The organism is Nesterenkonia alba DSM 19423 (assembly GCF_000421745.1).
In the GTDB taxonomy this organism is placed as follows: Bacteria; Actinomycetota; Actinomycetes; order Actinomycetales; family Micrococcaceae; genus Nesterenkonia; species Nesterenkonia alba.
Genome location: NZ_ATXP01000004.1, coordinates 94,360 through 117,280, shown reverse-complemented (window position 1 = coordinate 117,280; position 22,921 = coordinate 94,360). Strand labels below are relative to the sequence as shown.

Here is a 22,921-nt window from a genome sequence, read left to right as displayed (position 1 = left end):
CCGTGCTTCCGCTTCAGCGGGTACGAAAGGCGGGAATCTCCCCGGTGGGAGTGTCCTCCCCGGGCAGGCGCCGGGCGAAGGGAACTTTGGTCCCCAGTACCTGAGCCACCGTGTCCTGGGCGATCTGCGCAGCGGTGAGCCCCACCCGCTCCAGCACTTCAGCCCGTGAGCCGTGAGCGAGGAACTCCACCGGCAGACCCACCTCGTTCAGGGCGGTATCGACCCCGGCAGCACGCATGTCCTGGCGGATTCGGGAGCCGACACCACCGGCCTTGACCCCGTCCTCGATGCACACCACGATCCGGTGCCGCGCAGCCAGGGAAACCACCGACTCCGGTACCGGCAACACCCAGCGCGGGTCGATCACCGTGGAGGTGATCCCCTGATCCTCCAACCGTTTGGCCAGGTCCAAGGACAGCTCCCCCATGGTCCCCACCGAGACGATGAGCACATCGGCGCCGCTGCCCAGTGAGGTACTGGCGCGCAGGACGTCGACGCCGTCGTCGAGCCGGTCCAAGGCATCGATCTCATCATTGACGGTGCCTTTGGAGAACCGAACCACGGTGGGGGCATCCTCCACGGCGACGGCTTCGCGCAGTTCTTCACGCAGCCGCGTGGAATCCCGGGGTGCGGCGATCCGTAGTCCGGGAACGATCTGCAGCAGAGACAGGTCCCACATTCCGTGGTGGCTCGGACCATCGGGACCGGTGACACCGGCACGGTCCAACACGAGAGTCACCCCGGCTTTATGCAGAGCCACATCCATCAGCAGCTGATCGAAAGCTCGGTTGAGGAACGTGGCATAGACCGCCACCACAGGGTGCATCCCACCGTAGGCCAGTCCAGCAGCAGAGGCCACGGCGTGCTGTTCTGCGATTCCGACGTCGAAAACCCGGTGGGGGTGGCGCTGGGCGAAGGTGCGCAGCCCCACGGGGATGAGCATCGCTCCGGTGAGGGCGACGACGTCGTCACGCTCATCGGCGATCGCGGCGATCTCCTCTTCGAACACTGAGGTCCAAGACCGTGAGGTCCCCCGCGAGACCGCCTCCCCCGTTTCCGGATCGATGACCCCCACTGCGTGGAACTGGTCGTTCTCATCGGCCCGGGCCGGAGCGTAGCCACGTCCCTTCTCCGTGATGGCGTGCACAATGACCGGCCCGCCGTAACTGCGCGCATCAGCCAGAGCTTCTTCCATGGCAGAGAGGCTATGCCCGTCCACGGGACCGATGTACTTCATCCCCAGATCCTCAAAGAGACCCTGAGGTGCCCAGAAGTCCTTGGCGCCCTTTTTGGCCGCGTGCAAGCTGCGGTAGACCATGCGGCTGACCGGCCCGCCGTCCTGAAGCCGTTGCTTGGTGCCGTCCATCACCGATTCGTAAGTCGGGTGGGTGCGGACCTTATCCAGGACCCCACGCCGGAGTTTGGACAGCTGGTTGGCGATCCCGCCGACCGTCGGTGCGTAGGAGCGGCCATTGTCGTTCACGACGATCACCACCCGCCGGTCCTTATCGGCAGCGATATTGTTCAGCGCTTCCCAGGCCATGCCACCGGTCAGTGCGCCATCGCCAATGACTGGGACCACGTACCGGTCTCCCTCCCCGGAGAGTGCACGGGCCCGGGAGATGCCATCTGCCCAGGACAGTGAACTGGAGGCGTGGGAGGACTCCACGATGTCGTGGATCGACTCACCGCGATCGGGGTACCCAGAGAGCCCGCCCTGAGTGCGCAGTGTGGAGAAGTCCTGACGGCCGGTGACCAGCTTGTGCACATACGCCTGGTGGCCGGTGTCGAAGATGATGGAGTCGCGCGGAGAGTCAAAGACCCGGTGCAGTGCCAAGGTCAATTCGACCACGCCCAGGTTGGGCCCTAAGTGCCCGCCGGTGGCGGAGACATTGGCAATGAGGAACTCACGGATCTCCCCGGCCAGGCGCTCCAGCTGCTCGGCGCTGAGCTTGGACAGATCCGCCGGCGACTGGATCGTCTTCAGGATGCTCATCTTTGCGATTGTATCGGCCTGGCGCGCCGAAGTCCCTATTCGGAGCGCAGTTCGGCGACTTCTTCTTCCAGCTCATCAACCCGGCGCTGCAGCTCCATGACCTTCTTCACACCCGGCAGGGTCACCCCCTCTTCGGTGAGCTGAACGATCTGGCGCAGCTGTTCGACCTCACGTTGGGAATACCGCCGTTGACCACCTTCGGAACGCTCTGGGGAGACGATCTCCTGCTCGTCGAGTCTGCGCAGCGCAGCCGGCTGGACACCCAGGATCTCGGCAACCTGGCCGATCGTATAGAAGGGAGTGGTCTCGTGGAGCATATCTGGGGACACAGTCTACCGGGGCTGGACCCCTTCCGGAATGCCACTGAGCTGGGCCTGGTGTTCATCGGCGACGACGTCCAGGCTCCCTTTCTGGCCCAGACTGATTCCTCGGACCGACACGGCACCGAAGAATTTCGGTGCCGCCTCAGCGCAGACCCGCCCGCGGGTGAGATCCACGTCCAGCCCCAGCCCGATGCGCAGCATCTCATAGGGCACGGCCGCCGCCCATGCCTGCGGCGAACACGAGGTGGGATACGGCACCGGGACCGGCATGTCCTGGCGGGAGAAACCACAGAACAACTCCGGCAGTCGACCACCGAATGCCTCAAGGGCGTCAGTGAGTCCGGAGAGAACTCGCAGTGCAGCATCGCGGCGCCCGACCCGCTGCATACCAGCGGCGGTAATGACCGTATCGTGTGGCCACACCGAGCCGTTGTGGTAGCTGGCCGGGTTGAAAGCCTGGGAGGAGGCCGACCGCGTCCGGATGCCGAATCCGGTGAAGAGGTCCTCGCTGATGAGGGTATCGACGACGTCGTCGACGTACTTTTCTGCCACGATGCCAGTCCACAAGCAGTGGCCAATATTCGAACTCAACGCATCCACCTGCTGTTTGTGCCCGTCGAGGGCCATGGCGTAAAACCTGCGCTCGGGCATCCAGAAAACCTCGTGGAACCGAGCCTTCAAAGCGGCGGCTTCGCTTCGCCACCGTTCGGCGACCTCTGGCCGGCCCCAGAAGTCCTCTAAGTCGGCTACGGCCCTGTAAGCGGCATACGCATATCCTTGCACCTCGGCCAATGCGATCGGGGCCACGGCCTGGACGCCCTCTGCTGTGGCAATGGAGTCGTGACTGTCTTTCCACCCCTGGTTGGCCAGCCCCTTATCGGAGTACCGCTGATACTCCACGAATCCATCGCCGTCGCGATCACCGTAGTCGCGGATCCACGCTGCTGCAGCCCGCACAGCGTCTTTGACTGGTTCGAGCTGTTCAGCTGATGCGCCCCACTGCAGGGCTCGTCCGGCGAGCATGACAAACAGTGGAGTGGAGTCGATAGAACCGTAGTACACACTGTCACCGCCCAGGGCGAGGGAAAGATCAGCCCCATGGCGGACCTCGTGAAGGATCTTGCCGGGCTCTTCCTCTGTCATGAGGTCCACCCCAGAGCCCTGTAACCGGGCCAGTGTGGTGAGTGTGCCGAGCACCAGTGACGGCGCAAAGGGGAGCAACATCCAGCTGGTCAGCAGTGAGTCGCGGCCGAACAGAGCCATGAACCACGGCGCCCCAGCGGCAACGACATCGTCCTCGGGATGCTCAGGATCGGTGATGCGCAGCGCACCGAGGTCCTGTTCACTGGTGGCCAGCGCCCCAGCCAGAACTGTGTTCTCCACCTCAATGCGGGGCGTGGTCTCCCTCCAGCTGTGCATACGCTGGGCTGGTTCAGTCGTTTCGATGTCCTGCTCTGTGGGGAAGACGGCGTCGAACTCTTCCCCCGAGGCCGAGGGGTGGACCGTGACACTGGCCGACCACTGCCCGTGTGCGGGGACCACCACCCGATGGGTCAAAGTGTGTGGGGCAGTCACCGCACCGGCTGAACTCACCCGGACCCCCCGGTTCTGGTCTCCACGCTCAGAGGTGAAGATGAGATCGTTTCCGGACTGGTGGTGGGCCACTGAGGCCAGCGATGCGCTCCGCCCCTCCTTGACCTGGAACAGGTCAGCGAAATCCGCCTCAACGGTCAGGCTGAGGTGGATACCTGCCGCCTCGGGTCCATAATTATGCACGGTGATGTCTTCGCGCATTCCCTGACCAACCAGCCGGCGTCGCTCGACGATGAGCGTCGGCTCAACGAGACCTTCACGCACCGGAGCGCGGGCCACGAACCGCTGCTCGAAGGGCTCAGCTGGGATAACAGTCAGAGGTTCGAGCAATTCGCCGTCAACGCGCAGTTCCCACCGCGAGAGCACTCGAGTGTCCCGGACGAAGAGCCCCTCAGCACGACCGGGCCGAATATCCCCATGGATCCCAGAGACACAGAAGGTAGATCCTTCGACCTGGGTCACCTGAGTCTGTGGCAGAGAGACTGCCGGTAAACCGGCAGGCCGGACATCCTCCGAGGGCATCAGCGGGCGGACAGACTGCTCGGTCATGGAACTCTTCTCACCTTCCATCACACACGTCTCTTGCGGTTCACTAGGATATTAGTTACAACTCTGATTGCAAGTATTCTTCATCTTGCACTGAAGGATCACTGGTTGCTTCCCTCACGTTCAATCTGGAGGAACCCATGTCCATTGCCCCAGAGATTCCCGATGACGCCGCTTCGGCACCAACACAGGATCGTCCTCTGCGCATCGGGATGGTCGCCCCGCCCTGGTTCGAGCTTCCACCCAAGGGATACGGAGGCACTGAAGCGGTCGTCGCAGCCCTGACCGATCAGCTCGTCGCCCGCGGCCACGAGGTAGTCCTCGTCTCCGCCGGTGGTAACGGCACCCGTGCCAGGCAGCACATCACAACCTTCGACCAGCCGCCCTCCCAGCTGCTGGGCTCCAGTCCGATGCCCGAGGTGATCTCCGCAGCCCGAACCGCCCGGGCCCTGGAGGATCTGGAGCTGGACATCGTCCACGATCACTCCCTAGCCGGTCCGCTGCTGGCCGGCAGCCGGAGTATTCCCACCGTCACCACGATGCACGGACCGGTAAGCGGCCTGAATGGGGAGTACTACCGCAGCCTAGGCAGCCGCGTGGATATCATCGCGATCTCCGAGGCCCAGCGACGACAGGCGCCGGACCTCAACTGGATCGGCACCGTGCACAATGCGGTCGACGTCGCCAGCTTCCCCTTCACCGCAGCCAAGGATGACTTTCTGCTGTGGATCGGCCGGTTTAATCCGGACAAAGGAGCTCATGTGGCCATTGAGGCAGCGAAAGCTGCCGGCCGACGCATCGTCTTGGCCGGCAAGCTCAATGAAGATCCGGAAAAGGAGTACTTTGCCGCGCACATCCAGCCACGGCTCGGCGACGGTGTGGAATACCTGGGGGAAGCCGACGCGGTGCTCAAACGCGAGCTGTTCACGAAAGCTTCCGCACTGCTCTTCCCTATCCAATGGGAGGAGCCCTTCGGCATGGTGATGGCCGAGGCCATGGCCTGCGGGACTCCGGTGGTCGCCACACGCCGCGGCAGCGTCCCGGAAGTCGTCGCCGATGGTACCTCCGGGATCATTGTGGATCGTATCGAGGATCTTCCAGCAGCAATCCACCAAGCGATGCATTTGGACCCGGCAGCGATCCGGGCCCATGCAGAGGCGAAGTTCGACTTACCGGTCATGGGATCCGGTTATGAACGCATCTATCGGACCTTGGTTGAAGGCACCAACGATATTCAAGATCTCACTCGACGCACGTTCTAAACGTCCCGTGGACAGTGTCAGGCCCCGGCCCGGGATTGTTCCCGGCGCCGGGGCCTGACACGTGAAGGCGTACCGTCTCCGATGCTCTCAGCTGGTCGCTGTCACCTCATCAACAGGTGTCCGGTTACTTCTTGACCAGCTGGCGCAGCACGTACTGCAGGATGCCGCCGTTGCGGTAGTACTCGGCCTCACCCGGGGTGTCGATGCGAACCACGGCGTCGAACTCGACTTTTCCGCCGTCCTCCTTGGTTGCGGTGACCTTGACCGTCGAGGGTGTCTGCCCGTCATTAAGCTTCTCAATTCCTTCGATATCGAAGATCTCGAAGCCGGTCAGTCCGAGGGTGTCGGCTGATTCCCCCTCGGGGAACTGCAGCGGCAGCACACCCATGCCGATGAGGTTGGAACGGTGAATACGCTCGAAGGATTCGGCGATCACCGCACGCACGCCCAGCAGGCGGGTTCCCTTGGCCGCCCAGTCACGGGAAGAACCGGAACCGTACTCTTTGCCGCCCAGCACCACCAGCGGAATGTTTTCCTTCTGGTAGTTCATCGCGGCGTCATAAACGTAGGCCTGCGGTGCACCCTCCTGGGTGAAATCACGGGTGAACCCGCCTTCGACACCGGCCCCGCCGTTCTCATCGGCCAGCAGTTGGTTCTTGATGCGGATATTGGCGAAGGTGCCGCGGATCATGACTTCGTGGTTACCGCGCCGGGAGCCGTAGGAGTTGAAGTCCTTGCGCTCCACACCGTTCTCCAGCAGGTACCGGCCAGCCGGTGTATCGGATTTGAAGGCACCGGCCGGGGAGATGTGGTCCGTGGTCACCGAGTCACCGAGCTTCAGCAGCACTCGGGCGCCGGTGACATCGCTGACCGGCTCGGGCTCCAGCTCCATACCGTCGAAGTACGGGGCCTTGCGGATGTAGGTGGAGTTCTCATCCCAGGAGAAGGTCGCACCTTCTGGAGTGTCCAAGGACTGCCAGCGCTCGTCACCGTCGAAGACAGTAGCGTACTTGGAGGTGAACATGTCCGTGTCGATGGACTCGTCGATGATCTTCTGGACTTCCTGAGGGTCTGGCCAGATGTCCCGCAGGTAGACATCGTTGCCGTCGGCGTCCTGCCCCAGGGGATCGTTTTCGAAGTCGAAGTCCATGGACCCAGCCAGGGCGTAGGCAACCACCAGCGGCGGGGAGGCCAGGTAGTTCATCTTCACGTCCGGGTTAATCCGGCCTTCGAAGTTCCGGTTACCGGAGAGCACCGAGGTCACCGCGAGGTCCTCTTCCTGAACCTTTTGGGAAATCTCCTCGGGAAGCGGACCGGAGTTACCAATGCAGGTGGTGCAGCCGTAGCCGACCACGAAGAACCCAATCTTCTCCAGGTACTCAATGAGCCCGGACTTCTCGTAGTAATCGGTGACGACCTTGGACCCGGGGGCGATTGAGGTCTTCACCCATGGCTTCTGCACCAGGCCCTTCTCCACCGCATTGCGAGCCAGGACTCCTGCGGCCAGCATCACATTGGGGTTGGAGGTGTTGGTGCAGGAGGTGATGGAAGCAATGGAGACCGCACCGTGGTCGATGTGGAATTCACGGCCGTCTTCCATCTTCACCGGCACTGGCTTTGACGGCCGACCGATGACGGGCTCGGCGTCTGGATCTGCCGGGCGGGGTTTATCCGCCGGGTCCTGGGTTTCGTCCGCACTGTGTGCTGGGGCGTCGGAGCCGGGGAAGGTCTCGGAGACAGCCTCATCGGCCTTGCCGTTGACCGCCTCGGTGACCCGAGCGGTTTCCTCGGTGACGTAGTTGTGGATGTCCTTGCGGAACTGTTCCTTGGCGTCACTGAGCGCGATGCGATCCTGAGGACGCTTCGGCCCGGAGATCGAAGGCACCACCGTGGAAAGATCCAGCTCGAGGTGCTCGGAGAAGCGCAGTTCACGGGATGGGTCATGCCACATGCCCTGCTCTTTGGCGTAAGCCTCCACCAGGGCGATCTGCTCCTCGGTCCGGCCGGTGAGTCGCAAGTAGTCGATGGTGACCTCGTCGATGGGGAACATCGCAGCCGTGGAGCCGAACTCGGGGCTCATGTTCCCGATCGTGGCACGGTTGGCCAGGGGCACTTCGGCCACACCTTCGCCGTAGAACTCGACGAACTTGCCGACCACGCCGTGCTCACGCAGCATCTGGGTGATTGTGAGCACCACGTCGGTAGCGGTGGCACCGGCGGGGATCTCACCGGTGAGCTTGAAGCCCACCACGCGAGGAATGAGCATGGAGATCGGCTGACCAAGCATCGCGGCCTCGGCCTCGATACCACCCACACCCCAGCCGAGCACGCCGAGGCCATTCTCCATGGTGGTGTGCGAGTCAGTCCCTACGCAGGTGTCCGGGTAGGCCTGCAGAGCGCCGTCGGTCTGCTTGGTCATGACCACCCGGGCCAGGGACTCGATGTTGACCTGGTGGACGATCCCCATGCCCGGGGGCACCACACGGAAGTTCTCAAAGGCAGTCTGTCCCCACCGCAGGAACTGGTACCGCTCGCCGTTGCGCTGGTATTCGATGTCCATATTGCGCTCGATGGCATCGGCGGAACCGAAGGCGTCGATCTGCACGGAGTGGTCGATGACCATCTCTGCCGGTGCCAGCGGGTTGATCTGGTTGGGGTCACCGCCCAGATCGGCCACGGCCTCACGCATGGTGGCCAGGTCGACCACACAGGGCACGCCGGTGAAGTCCTGCATCAGCACACGTCCGGGGGTGAACTGGATCTCGGTGCTGGGCTGTGCGGTCTCATCCCAACTACCCAGAGCGGTGATGTGATCGGCGGTGACGTTCGCACCGTCCTCGGTGCGAAGCAGGTTCTCCAGCAGCACTTTGAGGCTGTAGGGAAGGGATTCGTACCCCTCGACGGTGTCGAGCCGGTAGATCTCGTAATCGGCGCCATTGACGTTGAGAACGCCTTTTGCTCCGAAGCTGTCGACTGTGCTCACGCTTCGACTCCTTGTCTCGTTGCCAGACTGACACGGCCCACGCGGGCCTTGCCCGCCCACGGGCGTTCAGCCGAGTCGCCCCGGTCCCTGGCACCGCGGTGCGCGCGGCGGGTCAGGAGCCGGGTCAGTGGCGCGACCCAGACCTCTGCTCACGACATCGTGAGCGCCCGAGGGCTGTATCGCCTCCATCCTACTCACATCTGTCAGTTATCAGCGGCCAGGTGGGCCTCACCGCGGGGAGGTAAAGATCGCTGCCGATTCCATGTGGTGGGTGTTGGGGTACATGTCGAACACGCGGATATCGGCCAGCCGCCATCCCAGGGCCGTGAGCTGCTTGGCGTCGCGGGCGAAAGAGGCCGGATCACACGAGATGTAGAGGATCTGCTGCGGCGCTGCAGCGTCGATTCCTTCGATGACGCCCCGACCGGCCCCGGCCCGCGGTGGATCGAGGATGATGAGATCGGCTTCGGGCAGATCCGCTGCGATCTTCTCCACCGGTGAGCGGACGACCTCGACCGTCTCGCAGGAGGTAAAGAGCCGCTCGGCTGCCGCACTGGCTCCTTCAGCGGCTTCCACGGAGAGCACCCGTCCACTCGTTCCGACGGTGGCTGCAGCCCAGGCGGTGAACAGTCCCGCCCCGGCGTAGAGGTCCACAGCCCTAGCCCCGGTCTCCAGCCCGCTCATCGCCTGCGCGGCTTCGGTGAGAGTCTGCGGTGCTGCCCGGTGAATCTGCCAAAAGGCCTCGGGGGGTAGTTCGACGGCTGCCAAGGAGGGCGCCCCACCGGGAGGTGGAACGCAGACCGGTAGCGGCTCAGTGATGGTGCGTTCACCGGTGAGGACCTCGTACCTGACCCGGGTCGGCCGCAGCTGGGAACGACGACGACGCCCCGCACCGCTGGTCGCGACACCTTCGGTGTGGCGGTGGGCCAGGATGATCGAGCCAATCGTGGACTCCGCCTGAGCCTGTTGACGCAGTGCAGCACTGCCGGCTTCCCCCAGTCCCTGACGTTCTTCGGCGTGGATAACCAGGGTGAGCGGCTGCTCCCCCGCGGGGGCGACGACGTCGACTCGCTGGGCACCGCTGAAATCCCAGCTGAAAATGCCGCTGGTGTCGATGGCTTCAACGGCCAGTGGCATCCGGGTCACACCGATGAGGTCGTGCGAGCGGTGCGGTTTCATCGCCAGATGGCCGGTCTCGTCAACATCGAAGCTGACCCGCGTGCGCCAGTGCAATCCGCCGTCGGGGTTGTGTAGGGCGGTGACGTGCAGTTCCCCATCCGCCCCGATGGAGGGGAGGTCACAATCGGCCAGGGTGATGTCTCCGATGCGGGCCAGAGTGTCCCGGAAGACTTGGGCTTTGAGCCGGCGCTGGTGCGCTTCGGTGATGTGGCCGTACTCCGCGCCGCCCACCGGCCGCAGGTTGCGTTCGTAGGCGGCCAGAGAGTCAGCCGCACGCCACGGGTGACGCCGGCGGTGGTCGGATGCCTCAAGGACCTCGACGACGTCGGCACGCCAGAATTTCGCCCCGGGAGCGGACTCGGTGAGCGCGACTCGGACGGTCTCCCCCGGCACGGCGTGACGGACGAACACCACACGACCTTCGTGGCGGGCAATGCAGTGGCCGCCGTGGACCATGGGCCCGGTAGTCAGTTCCAGAGTGTCTGCTGCGGTACTCACCGTTGAGCACCGTCCGGGGAGGGGGGAGTGGCCTCGGCGGTCTCCTCCTCCCGCGCCGCGTGCTCGGCATCACCTTTCTGCGCGGCTTTCTCGGCTGCCTGGTGGTGGGCCTGGGGGCGGGTTATCATCCACCCCAGCCACAGGCCGAAGGCGTAGAGCGGCACGCCCATGACCACCCGCGCCACCCCGAGTGCGGCGACGTGATCCGCCCAGTAGAGGGGAAGCTGCACCACCAGGCGGGTGGAGAGCACCGCAGTAATGATCCAGGTGGCCAGGGCGTAGCGACGTCGGCGAATGGGGTCGTGCCGCCACTCGAAGCCCTCTCCGCGGACCAGGCCGAAGAGCACACCCATGGCCGGCCACTTCACTGCGATGGAAACCACGAACAGCAGGATGTAACCAGCGTTGATGAAGAAGCCCGGCTCGTAGTAACCCCGCGCATCGCCGGAGAAGTAGGCGAAGGCCGCACAGATGAGCACCCCGATGAGCCCAGAGAAGGACTGGATGAGGCTGCCACGCTGAGCTAGTCGGATGGCGGTAAAGACCGCACCCATGACGATCGCACCGATGAGAGCGGGCACCAAGTCCTCGGTGATGAGGTAAGCGGTGAGGAAGGCAGCTGCCGGCAGGGCTGCCTCGGCCACTCCGCGCCACCCGCCCACGGAGGCTTTGATGTCCAGGGAACCGTCGTCGCGGGTGGAGAGTTTCTTCGCCGCCGAATCGGACAGCTGGCGCCCGACCTGGTCAGCGTTGGACCCGTTGCTCATGCGGTGGTCGTCACTCCCCGCTGTTGTCCCGGGACCGGGGCTGGGAAGACTCAGCTGCCCGGGAGTTCTGCGCCTCGGCGGCACTGCCCTGGCGCGGCACGCGGACCCGCTTAGTACCCGGAGGGGGTTTCAAAGGCAGTAGCTCACGTGGTGGCAAGGGGTCTTCCCCGCGGTTGACCACAATGTGGGCGAAGAGATTCTCCACCGCCTGGGAGGCTTTACGGTCGATGGCGCCGCGGCCGCCGATGACCCCGCGCAGGAACCAGCGTTGGCCTTCATAGCCGATGAAGCGAGCAGCTCGCCACCCCTGCCGCCCGTCTTTGAGAGTGGTGGGGACTCGGGCGTGCAGTTCAGTGCCGAAACGGCCTTCTACGTGCCGGGCACGGCCTTTCTGCTTGAGCACAGATTCCTCGATCTGACTCCGCACGTCATCCCAAATACCGCCAGACTTAGGCGCGGAGAAAGCCTGCAACTGCAGACTGGCCTGACCCAGCCCGATGGTCAGGGACACCACGCGCTTGGTCTTCTGGTCCACGTCGAGCCGGACTTTCTGGTTCTTCAACGCAGGGATGAGCACCGACCCAAAGTTCAGGTATCCGCGGGTGGACTCGAGTTCGCTGATGTCCCGGGGAGCTTTGGCCACGGCGAAGGGTTGGGCGCGCTGGTCTTCGTCACCGTCGGAAGTCACCTCAGAGGTGTCCGCTGCGGAGGTGGTGTCAGCGCCTTCCTCAGAGACGACGTCGTCATCGTCACCGGCGGAGCCCTCGGTGATCTCGACCTCCGGCTCAGCCTCCTGTTGAGCCAGCGCCTCTTTGATCGTAGCGGGCTTGGCGGGCTGGTCTTTTTTCTTCTTGCCGAACAGCATCGGTCTCCTTACATCAGCTCAATCAGGCGGGGCGTCAGCGGGTCTGGGGTGTAGTGGGTGCGGCTGCGGCGTGACCCCCAGTGGAGCCGAATCCGGACTCACCCCGTTCGGAATCCGGCAGCTTCTCCACCGGGCGGAAGGCGGCATGCTCCACACGCTGGATGACCAGTTGGGCGATGCGGTCCCCGCGGGCGAAACTCACCGGTTGGTGACGATCGGTGTTGACCAGGGGAACTTTGACTTCCCCGCGGTATCCGGCGTCGATAGTGCCGGGGCTGTTGACCAGTGTCACCCCATGCCGGACGGCCAGGCCGCTGCGCGGATGCACCAGGCCCACCCAACCGGCAGGGATGGCGATGGCAATGCCAGTGGGTACCAGTCGCCGCTCCCCGGGCTGCAGAGTGAAGTCTTCTGCGCTGAGTAGATCGGCTCCGGCGTCATCGCTACGCGCATAGCGGGGCAGGGGGAGATCGGGGTCGAGCAGCTGAATCGGGACGTCCAGGGGTTTCACGGTCACTGAGTCTACAGATGCTGCCTGAGATCCTGGCACCCCGGCAGCGGGGTCCATCCCACCATCCGGTATGCCCGGCAGCAGGCCGGCAGGCACTTTAGAGGCGGGAGACACCAGTGGTGCGGACCGGCTCCTCCGAGTCCAGGGCGGCGAGGACCGCCTGCGGATTGCGGGTGGAGAAGATCCAGTACGGCGTGGGGTCCTCAGGATCGGTGATCTGTGCGGTGACCACGGTGGGAATCCACCCGCGGATGCACTGGTAACTGCGAGCATCAAAGCCCGGTCCCAGCTGCTCGGTAGCGGCATCCCCGGTGTGGGCCACCACCCGGCCCAGGTACTGCCGTTCGATCTGTGCACGCCCGACCCGCAGCACCGCCTCAGTGATCTCAAGACGGGGAGTGGTGATCCACAGGGCGAAGACCACTAAAGCGATGCCGACGATCATCGCCAGCACCCCGTACATCACATCGATCGGAAAGAAGATGACCGACAGCGCAGCCCCGGCGATGACCAGGGCAGTCCACAGCCACCAGGCGGGCCAGAGCCGCTCAGTGTAGAGGACGCGCTCGGTGTCCACCGCTCAGCCTTCGCAGTCAGCGCAGATGAGGGTGCCGTCACCGCGGTCGATCGCCTGTGACCGGTGGCGCACCAGGAAGCATTCCCCGCAGGTGAATTCGTCATTCTGAGCCGGCAACACCCGCACCTGCAACTCCTCGTCGGAGAGGTCCGCACCGGGCAGTTCGAAACCTTCAGCAGCCTCAGCCTCGTCCTCGTCCACCACCGCGGACTGGCGGTTGGTCGAGCGGTTCTTCAGCTCCTCAATCGAGTCCTCATTGACTTCGTCCTCGTTCTTACGGGGCGCATCGTAGTCGGTAGCCATATCTGGTGCTCCACTCCTGGGGTCTGGCAGCATCCGTGCAGGTCGGGCCCGCCTGCTGGACGCAACAGGTCGCACAGATTGTGTCCGACTCTCCCCCTATTCGTCCAATCCCGTCGACGCGGGCGTGTTTGAACCGCAGGTTGAGCGAGCCTAATGGTCCGGCAGGACTGCGCGGTAAGGTTGCCCGACAAGACAAGTGTTTCCACGCGGAGGACAGACCAAGGTCATGCTTCAGCTGCGCATCGTCGGGGTAGATGCCGAAGGCGGCACACCGGCGCTGGTGCTCTCAGACAACGAGGGCGGCGAGTACCGCGTGGCCGTCGACGAGGCCCTGCGTGCCGCGATTGCCCAGGTCAACTCCCCCACCCGCACCGCAGAGGCGGACCAGCGCCAGCCGATGTCGCCACGGCAGATCCAGGCGAAGCTGCGCGCCGGGGCCAGCGTGGACGACGTCGTCGCCTCCAGCGGGCAGGCCCGGGAGTATGTGCTGCGTTTCGCCGGACCGATCGCTGATGAACGTGCCTTCTACGCCGCCCGCGCACGGGAAACCGTGGTCGCTCGGGCCTCCTCCGGGCAGACACACCGATTAGCTTTCGGCGATGCCCCGGCCACCCTGGAGGCGATGACCTCAGTGCGGCTGCGTCAGCTGGGAGTCTCCTCTGAGGAGGCCTCCTGGGACGCCTGGCGGCGCGAAGACGGAACCTGGACTGTGGTCTGCGACTTCACATTGGCCGAAGATTCCGACGCCGGCACTGTGGGTGAGCGTCCCCCCGCCCGCTGGGTCTTCAACCCCTCAGCACGGTCACTACGTCCGGAGAACAAGTGGGCCGAAACGCTGATGAAACTACCGGCGGCCACCACAACACCATCCTCCCGGCGCCGTCGTCTGGCTCCGGTGGACGAGCCCTTCGACGTCGACTCCTCCGCCGGATCCGCACCACCACAGCCGGCCACCGAACCGCACCCGGCCGGGCAGACCGCACCCGGTGGTGGCCCCTCCACCGGTCACGACGCCGAGGATCTGTTGGAGATTCTGCGGGCCCGCCGCGGCCAGCGCCTGGGCACCGACCACGAGGCCGAAGACAAGCTCGCCACGATGCTCACCCGGGACGAGTCAGCTCCTGCCACGGTCTCCCCGTTGCGCGCGGTGGGCCCAGACGACACCGACGAAGAGCCCTCCGAGAAGATCGCCTCTGCCGAAGAGACCGCATCCGGTGAAGAACACACCACCGGAGCATTGCCGGGGATGGAGCAGTTCAGCGAGGAAACCGAGACCGACTCTGCCACCGACGCGTGGGGATTCAGCTACCAGGACGGGGACGAGGACCCCGCCGAGTCTGGTTCCGACACCGGCGGGGGTGGCCCCTCAGACACCGAACCCGCCACCGCTGACCAGGGGCCTCACCAGCACGCCCAAGACCAATCCCGCAGCGAGGATTCAACAACCGATTCACCAGCAGATGAGGCCCACCAACCGGCTCCGCCTAAGCGCCGGTCCTCCACGCGAAAGTCCCGTCGGCCCACGATGCCCAGCTGGGATGACATCCTCTTCGGCTCCAAGGACGATTGAACCTCACCCGAGGGCACGCCCGGTGAGCTCCAGCAGTGGCACCTTCCGTTCGGTCTCCGTCAGGGAGCCATGGAATCCCACGAGCGAGGCGATCTCTCGGCCGGTGCGTGCGGTGTGGAAAATGCCGGCGTCGTCGTACATGGCGACCACCACGTCTCCGATCCGCTCGGCGGCAGCCTCGGTGACGGGACCGAACCATCCGGCGGCGATGGCCTCCTCACGCTGCAGGACCCAGGCTTGGTCCCCGAAGGCCTCCTGCCAGCGGTCGGCCACCTCCCCAGCGGCGCCGGCGGCGGTGTGCAGGTAGACCAGACGCGGATCACCGGCAGTGTGCACCACCCCGGTGAGTAAATCCTCCCGGGCGCTGATATCGGTCCGAGCGGTCTTCGGTAAGTCGATCATTCCATGGTCCGCCGTCAGCAACACCGTGATCTGGTCCCCGAATCGTTCCCGCATGCTGTGGCAGAACCGGCGGGCTGCTTCATCAAGGCTCTCCAGACGGTGTCGCCACTGCGCGGAGGCGACACCGTATTCGTGACCGGCTTTGTCCAGCTCGTCAACGTAGAGGTACACCAGCAGTGGGGTGGGCGGGCCGCGGCGCACCCCACCGCAGGCCTGCCGCTGGGCGGTGATCCACTCTGCGGCGGCCCGGAAACGGTGTTCGATCCGGTCGGCACCGGCGAACTCCCCGCCCTGGAGGGCAGCCCGGGTCAACTGGGAATCTCGGAATTGGCTGCGGGAGACCGTCAGCACCTCGGCTCCGGCCTGCTGCGCCTGGCGCAACAGGCTCGGTACCGGCTGCCAAGTGGCGGGGTCGACGTCGTCATCCCAGCCGCCGAGCATATTGACCACGCGGTCAAGGTGCTCAGCGTAGAGGTCATAGCCGAGCATGCCGTGCTCCCCGGGGGTGGCTCCGGTGCCGAAGGAACTCAACGAGGTGGCCGTAGTGGCCGGCACTCCGCAGTCCAGGGTGCGGGCCGTCTGCAGGCTGCGCCAGGCGGCCCCCAAGTGACGTGCGTGGCCGGTATGAGCAGCGAGATTGCGCTCTCCCAGTCCGTCGGCGAGCACGACGACGGCAATATTGCTCTGGGGCACACCGAGCCGGTTGGTGAATCCCTCAAGTCCCAGCGCAGCGCAGGTTGAGGGCAGCACGTGACGCAAGTGGGCGCCGTCGTAGTCCGGCGGTGCGGGCCATGGGGGCAAACGACTCATGCGATTCCGCCTCAGGCGTATTTCAGACAGGCGCGCCGCAAGGCTTTGACGAAGCTGCGCGCCTCCTCCACAGCGGTGTCGCCTTCAGCAGTAGCGGCGATGCGTAACACGATGTCCTCCGGTGAAACGGTGCCGGTATCACCGTGGTCAGCCACGCACTCGGGGTTGCCGCAGTCAGCGGGCATCGAATCGAACCGGGCTCCGCCGGACCAGTTCATCGTCAGGGTGACCTCGGCCAGTCCGCGCTGCGGGTCAAACTGCTCCGGACGGCGGTGCACCTCCGAGAGGATGACCGAGCCCAGACGCCGCACCGGCACCACTTCAGTGGAGATCCGGGCGACGACATCCCCAGAGGCGGAGGGGCCGGCGTCGTCGTGAGGGTAGGTCCCCGGTTGATCGTCGGCGTCATGGTCATCCAGGTGAGCGACGACGACGACATCCTCGGCCAGGGCCAGCACCGTAATGTGCCGATGGACTTCCTCCATATCGAAGTGCGTATCGACGTGCACGATTTGGTGGGTGGCCTCCCGTCCGTCGAGCGCATCGGTGACGGTGTGGTGTACGAGGGCGGGATAGAAGCCACCGCGCTCAATGGCCTGCTGAAGCGTCATGGGCTCCATAGTAAAAGTAAACGGCCAGCTGCCCGTGGCCAGTGCCGATTAGCCCGGCCTGGTGTCATTCGACATAATGGTCCGGTGCTGCAGAAACGGTCTGAGGGAAACACGACCTTCCACCACCGCAACGCTGCGCTGTTGTCGGTGGCCGAGGTCGAGGCCCCCCTGGTGCTGACCTCCAAAGACCTCGATAAGCGTCTGGCCGATGCGCTCAAGCGACTCAAGCTCCCTTCCGGACTGCTGCAGCGGGTAGCCGGGGTCAAAGCCCGGCGGAACTGGCGCAGCGATGACGAAGTACGCGCCGGCACCGTAGAGGCAGGGCGCCGAGCCCTCGAAGCCGCCGGGGTCAGCACCGAGGACATCTCGGTGATGATCAACACCTCAGTGACCCGCGAGCACCTGGAGCCGTCAGTGGCGGTGGGGGTCCACCACGAGCTGGGTCTACCGAGTTCGGCCATGAACTTTGACATCACCAACGCCTGTCTGGGTTTCGTCAACGCGATGACCCTGGCGGCCACCATGATCGACGCCGGGCAGGCCAGATATGTGCTCATCGTCAACGGGGAGGATGCCCGCAAGGTCCAGGACGCCACCGTTGAGCGGATTAACGCCTTGGAGGAAGTCTCCCGCCAGGACTTCATGACGGAGTTCGCCTCCTTGACCCTGGGATGCGGAGCGGCTGCGGCGGTCATTGGCCCGGCCGATGAGCACCCAGAAGGGCACCGGATCGTCGGTGGGGTGACGCGGGCGGCGACCCAGCACCACGAACTGTGTGTGGGAGACCACCGCGGGATGTTCACCGATGCGCGTGGATTGCTCGACGGTGGACTGGAACTGGTGATGAACGCCTGGGAGGACGCGAAGAAACATTTCTCCTGGCAGTCCATGGATGCTTACGTCACCCATCAGGTCTCCCAGCTGCATACCTCCTCCATCATTAAGGCCGCCAAGCTGGATAAGAAGAAAGTTCCGGTGACGTATCCGGAGCTGGGCAATGTGGGGCCGGCCTCTCTGCCGATCACCCTGGCCCGTGAGGCGAAGAACCTGGTGACCGGATCCAGGGTGCTGTGCATGGGTGTGGGCTCCGGGCTGAACACCGCGATGGTGGAGATCGAATGGTGAACCGGCTGAGCACCGTGCCCCGCCTCTTCCCGCCAATCCCTGCCGCCTCTGCCCGCCTACCGTTCCACACTCTGACGCAAACCCCGCTGCCCGGACTGGATGCGCAGTGGTCCCGCCTGGTGACCGCCAAGACCCCTGACGGGCCGCGGGGCTTCCACGTGCTGGACACCGCAGACGCCCTTGCAGATCGCGGCATCACGCCCACCGGCACCATTCTCGCCGTGCACGGCAACCCGACCTGGTCCTATATGTGGCGATCGGTGCTGGCGGCATCAGTGGAGCTGGCTCGCCCGGGCCACGCCTGGCGGGTCATCGCACCGGACCAGCTGGACATGGGTTTCTCCGAACGGCTAGAGCACCTCGAGGCGCCCAGTGTGCACGCAGATGGCTACCGCCGGCTCGAAGACCGCCTGGGCGACCTGGACGGACTGATGGACGCTTTGGAGATCGACATTGAAGCCCCCCTGGTCACCCTGGGGCACGACTGGGGTGGGATCATCTCGCTGGCCTGGGCTACCCGGCACCGGGAAGCGGTGGACGCAGTGGTCAGCCTCAACACCGCAGTGGATCAGCCGGCCGGTGAACCGGTGCCCCCAGCGTTGCGGGCGGCTATGGCTCCCGGTGTGCTGCCGAGCTCCACGGTGCTCACTGATGCGTTCCTGAAGGTAACACTGTCCTTGCCTGAAGGAGGGCTCGACCCTGATGTCCGGGCCGCCTACCGGGCCCCGTATGTCTCCCGACTGGGTCGGGGCGGGATCGGCGGATTTGTGGCGGATATCCCGGCCCTAGCCCAGCACACCTCCCGCACGGTCCTTGATGAGACCTCAGAGGCACTGCGGTCCTGGCAAAAACCTGCCCTGCTGCTCTGGGGGCCTAAGGACCCGGTATTCCGGGACCGGTACCTGGCCGACCTGCTGCAGCGACTCCCCCATGCCGATCTACACCGGTTCGAAGGGGCGGGACATCTGCTCATCGAGGAACGTGACATCGCCGCACCGCTGTTCCTTTGGCTGGAGGACACCTTCAACCCTGAGGCCTCTGACCGCAGGGCTTTGGCCTCTCCCCCACCGGCAGCACCCATCGCACGCCTGCACGATGCCTTGGAAGAACTGACCATCAGTTGGCGGCGTACCGCCCCGGCGGCCGTGGATATGACTGCCGAGCAGGGTGACCGCACGCTGACATGGGGGCAACTGCGTGAACAGGTCGATGCCTTGGCCGTAGGGCTCCACGAGCTAGGGGTACGCCGCGGCGACCGGGTCTCCTTGCTCGTCCAGCCGGGGAATACGCTCACAGTCATTCTCTACGCCTGCCTGCGGCTGGGGGCGGTAGTTGTCGTCGCCGACGCCGGCCTGGGACTACGTGGGATGACCCGTGCGGTGCGCTCAGCGTGGCCAGACTGGATCATTGGTGCGGTTCCGGGGTTGACCGTAGCCCGGACCTTTGGCTGGCCGGGGCGTCGCATCAGTGTCGATGCGCTGAGCACCCGTCAGGCTCGTGCATTGCACGTGGAAGCTTCGGTGACCCGGCTGCTGCGACGTCACGCCGGGGCCCTGTTGCAGCAAGTCCCCGCTCCAGAGCCCGACGACGCCGCCGCGATCCTCTTCACCTCCGGCTCCACCGGGCCCGCCAAGGGCGTGGTCTACACCCACGCTCGGCTCGGCGCTCTCGTGGCCCTGCTGAAAGAGACATTCGACGTCAAACCGGGGGCCTCGCTCATTGCTGGTTTCGCACCCTTCGCGCTGCTGGGGCCGGCGATCGGAGCCACCTCGGTCACCCCGGATATGTCAGTGACGAAACCTTCCACGCTCACCGCCGCTGCGGTGGCCGAGGCTGCCCTGGCCGGAGGTGCCACCATGTTCTTCGGCTCTCCGGCCGCGCTACGCAATGTGGTCGCCACCGCTGCAGACCTCTCCGCTGAACAGACCAAAGCGCTGCGAAAGATCCGGTTGGTGCTCTCTGCCGGGGCACCGGTACATCCCCGGTTACTCGATGAGGTCCAGGAGATCTTCCCCGCCGCTGAGCTGCACACTCCCTACGGCATGACCGAGGGTCTGCTGCAGGCCGATATCGACCGGGAAGGCATCCACCAGGCGATGCGTACCGGTCAACCCGGGGTGTGTGTGGGGCAGCCAGTCCCGGGGGTGCGTTTCGCTGTCGCGCCGTTGGATGAAACCGGCCGTCCGGCCGAGGAACTGGCCGAGCCGACCGATGTTCCCGGTGTCCTCGGGGAACTGGTGGTCTCAGCAGCACATCTGAAGGCCGGCTACGACCGGCTATGGTTCACCGACCGACTGGCCGCACGCGATACCGACCAGGGGCTGCTGTGGCATCGCACCGGTGATGTGGGACATATCGACGACGCCGGCAGGCTGTGGATCCAGGGGCGCCTGCAGCATGTCATCACCTCCCCTGAAGGTCCGCTTGGCCCCGGTGTCATTGAAACACCTGTGGATGCTCTACCCGAGGTGGCCCGCAGTGCGGCGGTCGGAGTGGGGCCGGTAGGTACTCAGGCGGTGGTCTCGATCATCGAGCCGGAGCCGGGCCTGAGGCTGCGTTACGGCTCCTCCCCCCTGGCTAGCCCCGACTTCGCGGCCCGGGTGCGGGCCGCCACAGAGATCCCCGTCGCCGCGGTATTGGTGGTCGATGAGCTGCCCACCGATATTCGGCATAACTCGAAGATTGACCGGACCCGGCTGGCCCAGTGGGCCCAGACAGTGCTCGCCGGAGAGAGGTCAGGTGCTCCGTGAGCACTGAGATCCTCCCCGGCTCCAAGGTGCTGGTGACAGGGGCCTCCGGGCTGTTGGGACGCAGTGTCGCCCAACGCCTGGTCGACACCGGCTATGAGGTGACGACCTTCCAGCGTCGACCCAGCGGGGTGAGCGGCGCTCGGGATGTTCGCGGCTCGCTCACCGACCCCGCTGATGTGGCTCGGGCGGTGAAGGGGCAGGACGCTATTGTCCACTTCGCGGCGAAGGTCTCCGTCAGTGGGCGTCGGGACGAGTTCGAACGGGTCAATATCGGGGGCACGGAGCTGCTGTTCGATGAGGCGTGGCTCGCCGACGTCGAGCACGTTCTTCATGTCTCCTCCCCTTCGGTGGCTCACGCCGGTGAGTCACTCATCGCAGCGGAAGCAGGGCCGGCCGACCCACTCCACGCCGAAGGCCACTACGCCCAGACCAAAGCCGAGGCCGAGCAGATCGCCCAGGCCCGGGCTTCAGCCGGCACGAAGGTGCTCATTATTCGCCCGCACCTGGTGTGGGGCCCCGGGGACGGGCAGTTGACAGCCCGGATCGTCCAGCGGGCCCGCTCCGGGCGGCTTCCACTGTTAGGTACCGGCGCGGCCCTGGTGGATACTCTCTACATCGACAACGCCGTCGACGCTTTCGCCGCGGGACTGCGCCGCTTGCCGATGATTGCTGGGCAGCGGCTGGTGCTCACTAATGGGGAACCGCGTCCCATTGGTGAACTGCTCGCCGGGATCGCGCAAGCAGGTGGAGCCAAGCCACCGCGGCTGCGAGTACCCCCCAGCCTGGCCAAGGGGGCAGGCCTGGCGATCGAAAAGCTCTGGGAGCTGACCGGTCCGCACGAGGACGAACCGCCGATGACCAAGTTCCTCGCCGAACAGCTCTCAACCGCACACTGGTTCGACCAACGCACCACCCGGCAGGCGCTGAACTGGCAGCCAGCGGTCAGTATTGATGAAGGCCTCCGCCGACTGGCACAGCACATCCGCCGCACCGGGCGGGTGCTGTAACCTCAGCCAGCGGCCACCGGCTCCTCGGTTCGCTGGGAGGTGTCGTGCCCCCCAGCGAACCGGAATTCCTGCAGATTGGCCACGGTCCCGGCAACGAGGTCGTCAATCCCGGCACGCTTTTCAACCTTGAGCAGAGTCTCAGCATCGGAATGTGTGGCAGGCCGTGGCGGCGCCAGGAGAGTGCAGCAGTCTTGGTCGGGCAGCACGGAGATCTCCTCAGTGCCGATACGCCGCGCCTCCGCGATGATCTCTTCCTTGTCCCAGCCGACTAACGGCCGCAGGACCGGCAGTGTGGTCGCCTGGTCCACTGTGGCGATGTTGCTCAGGGTTTGGCTGGCCACCTGCCCCAGACTGTCCCCGGTGACCAGGGCGGCTGCACGCTGACGGTGGGCGAGTTCCTCGGCGATGCGTAGCATGAGCCGGCGCTGCGCCACGGTCCGCAGGGCCGGGTCGGACGATGAGGCCAGCGTGCGCTGAGCTGTGCCCAGCTGCGCCACCCACAACCGGGAGGCAGGCTGGAATCGGCTGAGCTGTTTGACCAGGGCATAGGCCTTGTAGGTCGATGAGGGGTCAGTGTAAGGAGCTCCGGAGAAGTGGATGAAGTCGCAGGCCAGTCCCCGCTTCATCATCCGGAAGCCCGCCACCGGGGAGTCAAACCCGCCGGAGAGCAGCACCATGGCCCGGCCTGAACTGCCCACCGGTAGTCCGCCGAGTCCCCGTAGACGTTCCACGGAGACGAACGCCTCCCCGAAGTTGATCTCCACCCGGATGCTGACCTCGGGGCGGCTGAGGTTCACTGGCCAGCCAGTGGCCTTTTGGATCTCCGCGCCAATACCGCGGTTGAGCTGCTCGGAGGTCAGTGGATACTGCTTGTCTCGCCGATGAGAGATCACGGCGAAGGCTCGCTGCTCAGCGCTGAGGTCTTCGCCGAACCGCCGGCGCAGCTCCCCCAGGGCCGCGGCCACGATGGCCCCGGTTTCCTTGGGCACGTGCACGGCGATATCGACCACATTGATTCCGGGGACTTCAGTCATCCGGGCCGCCAGGTGGTCGGCGTTGCGCTGTGGATAGAGCACGACGACGCCCCCGCGGGGTTGGACACGGATCTGTCCGCATTCGCTGGGGAAGGTGCGTTCGAAGTTCTGCCGCAGTTTCTTCTGGAAGACTGAGCGGTTTTCCCCTTTGAGGAAGATCTCCCCCTGCTTCAGCAGGACACAGCGGATCGTCTCCATGGTGTGATACT

Annotated in this window: 18 protein-coding genes; 5 read left to right on the top strand and 13 right to left on the bottom strand. The window is 65.1% G+C overall.

Annotated features, from left to right (window positions below):
- Positions 1-13: 13 nt before the first annotated feature.
- Genes dxs through H578_RS0104590 form a run of 3 tightly spaced genes read right to left on the bottom strand, consistent with a single transcriptional unit; the run spans position 14 to position 4,461 of the window.
- On the bottom strand, positions 14-1,996 hold the full coding sequence (gene dxs, locus H578_RS0104600) for a 1-deoxy-D-xylulose-5-phosphate synthase (protein WP_022872529.1): 1,983 nt from the start codon (positions 1,994-1,996) through the stop codon (positions 14-16).
- A 35-nt stretch (positions 1,997-2,031) separates the two neighbouring features.
- The gene (locus H578_RS13320) at positions 2,032-2,313 is read right to left on the bottom strand and encodes a MerR family transcriptional regulator (protein WP_022872528.1); all 282 of its coding nucleotides are present in this window, start codon (positions 2,311-2,313) and stop codon (positions 2,032-2,034) included.
- Positions 2,314-2,328: 15 nt separating this feature from the next.
- Positions 2,329-4,461 (bottom strand): amylo-alpha-1,6-glucosidase, encoded by a 2,133-nt coding sequence (locus H578_RS0104590; RefSeq protein WP_028463939.1) that lies wholly within the window; start codon positions 4,459-4,461, stop codon positions 2,329-2,331.
- Positions 4,462-4,598: 137 nt separating this feature from the next.
- On the opposite strand from H578_RS0104590, the gene H578_RS13315 reads away from it, so the two are divergent.
- Positions 4,599-5,720, top strand: coding sequence for a glycosyltransferase family 4 protein (locus tag H578_RS13315; protein ID WP_022872526.1), 1,122 nt, complete (start codon positions 4,599-4,601; stop codon positions 5,718-5,720).
- A gap of 124 nt (positions 5,721-5,844) precedes the next feature.
- On the opposite strand, the gene H578_RS0104580 is transcribed toward H578_RS13315, so the two are convergent.
- From H578_RS0104580 to H578_RS0104550, 7 genes are all read right to left on the bottom strand, one after another.
- On the bottom strand, positions 5,845-8,703 hold the full coding sequence (locus H578_RS0104580; protein WP_022872525.1) for an aconitate hydratase: 2,859 nt from the start codon (positions 8,701-8,703) through the stop codon (positions 5,845-5,847).
- Positions 8,704-8,931: 228 nt separating this feature from the next.
- The gene (locus H578_RS0104575; protein WP_022872524.1) at positions 8,932-10,380 is read right to left on the bottom strand and encodes a class I SAM-dependent RNA methyltransferase; all 1,449 of its coding nucleotides are present in this window, start codon (positions 10,378-10,380) and stop codon (positions 8,932-8,934) included.
- A complete protein-coding gene (locus H578_RS13310) occupies positions 10,377-11,147 on the bottom strand; it encodes a DUF3159 domain-containing protein (protein ID WP_022872523.1) in 771 nt (256 codons plus the stop codon). The genes H578_RS0104575 and H578_RS13310 overlap by 4 nt, the downstream gene beginning before the upstream one ends.
- A gap of 10 nt (positions 11,148-11,157) precedes the next feature.
- Positions 11,158-12,012, bottom strand: coding sequence for a DUF3710 domain-containing protein (locus H578_RS13305; RefSeq protein WP_022872522.1), 855 nt, complete (start codon positions 12,010-12,012; stop codon positions 11,158-11,160).
- Between the two features lie 34 nt (positions 12,013-12,046).
- Positions 12,047-12,529, bottom strand: coding sequence for a dUTP diphosphatase (gene dut, locus H578_RS0104560; RefSeq protein ID WP_028463938.1), 483 nt, complete (start codon positions 12,527-12,529; stop codon positions 12,047-12,049).
- A gap of 91 nt (positions 12,530-12,620) precedes the next feature.
- The gene (locus tag H578_RS0104555; RefSeq protein ID WP_022872520.1) at positions 12,621-13,100 is read right to left on the bottom strand and encodes a DUF3093 domain-containing protein; all 480 of its coding nucleotides are present in this window, start codon (positions 13,098-13,100) and stop codon (positions 12,621-12,623) included.
- Positions 13,101-13,103: 3 nt separating this feature from the next.
- Positions 13,104-13,403 carry a DUF4193 domain-containing protein gene (locus tag H578_RS0104550; RefSeq protein WP_022872519.1) on the bottom strand — a complete coding sequence of 100 codons (300 nt, stop codon included), beginning with the start codon at positions 13,401-13,403 and terminating at the stop codon, positions 13,104-13,106.
- A 226-nt stretch (positions 13,404-13,629) separates the two neighbouring features.
- Here H578_RS0104550 and sepH point away from each other — a divergent pair, with 226 nt between their 5' ends.
- A complete protein-coding gene (sepH, locus tag H578_RS13300; RefSeq protein ID WP_022872518.1) occupies positions 13,630-14,973 on the top strand; it encodes a septation protein SepH in 1,344 nt (447 codons plus the stop codon).
- Between the two features lie 3 nt (positions 14,974-14,976).
- On the opposite strand, the gene H578_RS0104540 is transcribed toward sepH, so the two are convergent.
- Positions 14,977-16,185 carry an alkaline phosphatase family protein gene (locus tag H578_RS0104540; protein WP_033420269.1) on the bottom strand — a complete coding sequence of 403 codons (1,209 nt, stop codon included), beginning with the start codon at positions 16,183-16,185 and terminating at the stop codon, positions 14,977-14,979.
- 11 nt (positions 16,186-16,196) lie between these two features.
- Positions 16,197-16,796, bottom strand: coding sequence for a DUF5998 family protein (locus H578_RS13295; protein ID WP_051130779.1), 600 nt, complete (start codon positions 16,794-16,796; stop codon positions 16,197-16,199).
- An 84-nt stretch (positions 16,797-16,880) separates the two neighbouring features.
- Between H578_RS13295 and H578_RS0104530 the strand changes: the two genes are divergently transcribed.
- The 3 genes from H578_RS0104530 to H578_RS0104520 are packed head-to-tail and all read left to right on the top strand — an operon-like array spanning position 16,881 to position 21,678.
- The gene (locus H578_RS0104530; protein ID WP_022872515.1) at positions 16,881-17,921 is read left to right on the top strand and encodes a 3-oxoacyl-ACP synthase III; all 1,041 of its coding nucleotides are present in this window, start codon (positions 16,881-16,883) and stop codon (positions 17,919-17,921) included.
- Complete coding sequence (locus tag H578_RS0104525; protein ID WP_022872514.1) at positions 17,915-20,671, top strand: alpha/beta fold hydrolase; 2,757 nt, start codon at positions 17,915-17,917, stop codon at positions 20,669-20,671. Before H578_RS0104530 ends, H578_RS0104525 begins: the two co-directional genes overlap by 7 nt.
- Entirely contained in the window at positions 20,668-21,678 is a 1,011-nt protein-coding gene (locus tag H578_RS0104520) for an NAD-dependent epimerase/dehydratase family protein (protein ID WP_022872513.1), read from the top strand. The genes H578_RS0104525 and H578_RS0104520 overlap by 4 nt, the downstream gene beginning before the upstream one ends.
- 2 nt (positions 21,679-21,680) lie before the next feature.
- Here the strand turns inward: H578_RS0104520 and thiI are convergent, their stop codons facing one another.
- A complete protein-coding gene (thiI, locus tag H578_RS0104515; RefSeq protein WP_022872512.1) occupies positions 21,681-22,910 on the bottom strand; it encodes a tRNA uracil 4-sulfurtransferase ThiI in 1,230 nt (409 codons plus the stop codon).
- Positions 22,911-22,921 lie beyond the last annotated feature (11 nt).

Excerpts from the sequence above, each read along its gene's own strand:
- H578_RS13305 (WP_022872522.1), bottom strand. The coding sequence starts at position 12,012 with ATGCTGTTCGGCAAGAAGAAAAAAGACCAGCCCGCCAAGCCCGCTACG.
- thiI (WP_022872512.1), bottom strand. The coding sequence starts at position 22,910 with ATGGAGACGATCCGCTGTGTCCTGCTGAAGCAGGGGGAGATCTTCCTC.
- H578_RS13310 (WP_022872523.1), bottom strand. The coding sequence starts at position 11,147 with ATGAGCAACGGGTCCAACGCTGACCAGGTCGGGCGCCAGCTGTCCGAT.
- H578_RS0104540 (WP_033420269.1), bottom strand. The coding sequence starts at position 16,185 with ATGAGTCGTTTGCCCCCATGGCCCGCACCGCCGGACTACGACGGCGCC.
- H578_RS13295 (WP_051130779.1), bottom strand. The coding sequence starts at position 16,796 with ATGACGCTTCAGCAGGCCATTGAGCGCGGTGGCTTCTATCCCGCCCTC.
- H578_RS0104590 (WP_028463939.1), bottom strand. The coding sequence starts at position 4,461 with ATGACCGAGCAGTCTGTCCGCCCGCTGATGCCCTCGGAGGATGTCCGG.
- H578_RS13320 (WP_022872528.1), bottom strand. The coding sequence starts at position 2,313 with ATGCTCCACGAGACCACTCCCTTCTATACGATCGGCCAGGTTGCCGAG.
- dxs (WP_022872529.1), bottom strand. The coding sequence starts at position 1,996 with ATGAGCATCCTGAAGACGATCCAGTCGCCGGCGGATCTGTCCAAGCTC.
- H578_RS0104550 (WP_022872519.1), bottom strand. The coding sequence starts at position 13,403 with ATGGCTACCGACTACGATGCGCCCCGTAAGAACGAGGACGAAGTCAAT.
- H578_RS0104525 (WP_022872514.1), top strand. The coding sequence starts at position 17,915 with ATGGTGAACCGGCTGAGCACCGTGCCCCGCCTCTTCCCGCCAATCCCT.
- sepH (WP_022872518.1), top strand. The coding sequence starts at position 13,630 with ATGCTTCAGCTGCGCATCGTCGGGGTAGATGCCGAAGGCGGCACACCG.
- H578_RS13315 (WP_022872526.1), top strand. The coding sequence starts at position 4,599 with ATGTCCATTGCCCCAGAGATTCCCGATGACGCCGCTTCGGCACCAACA.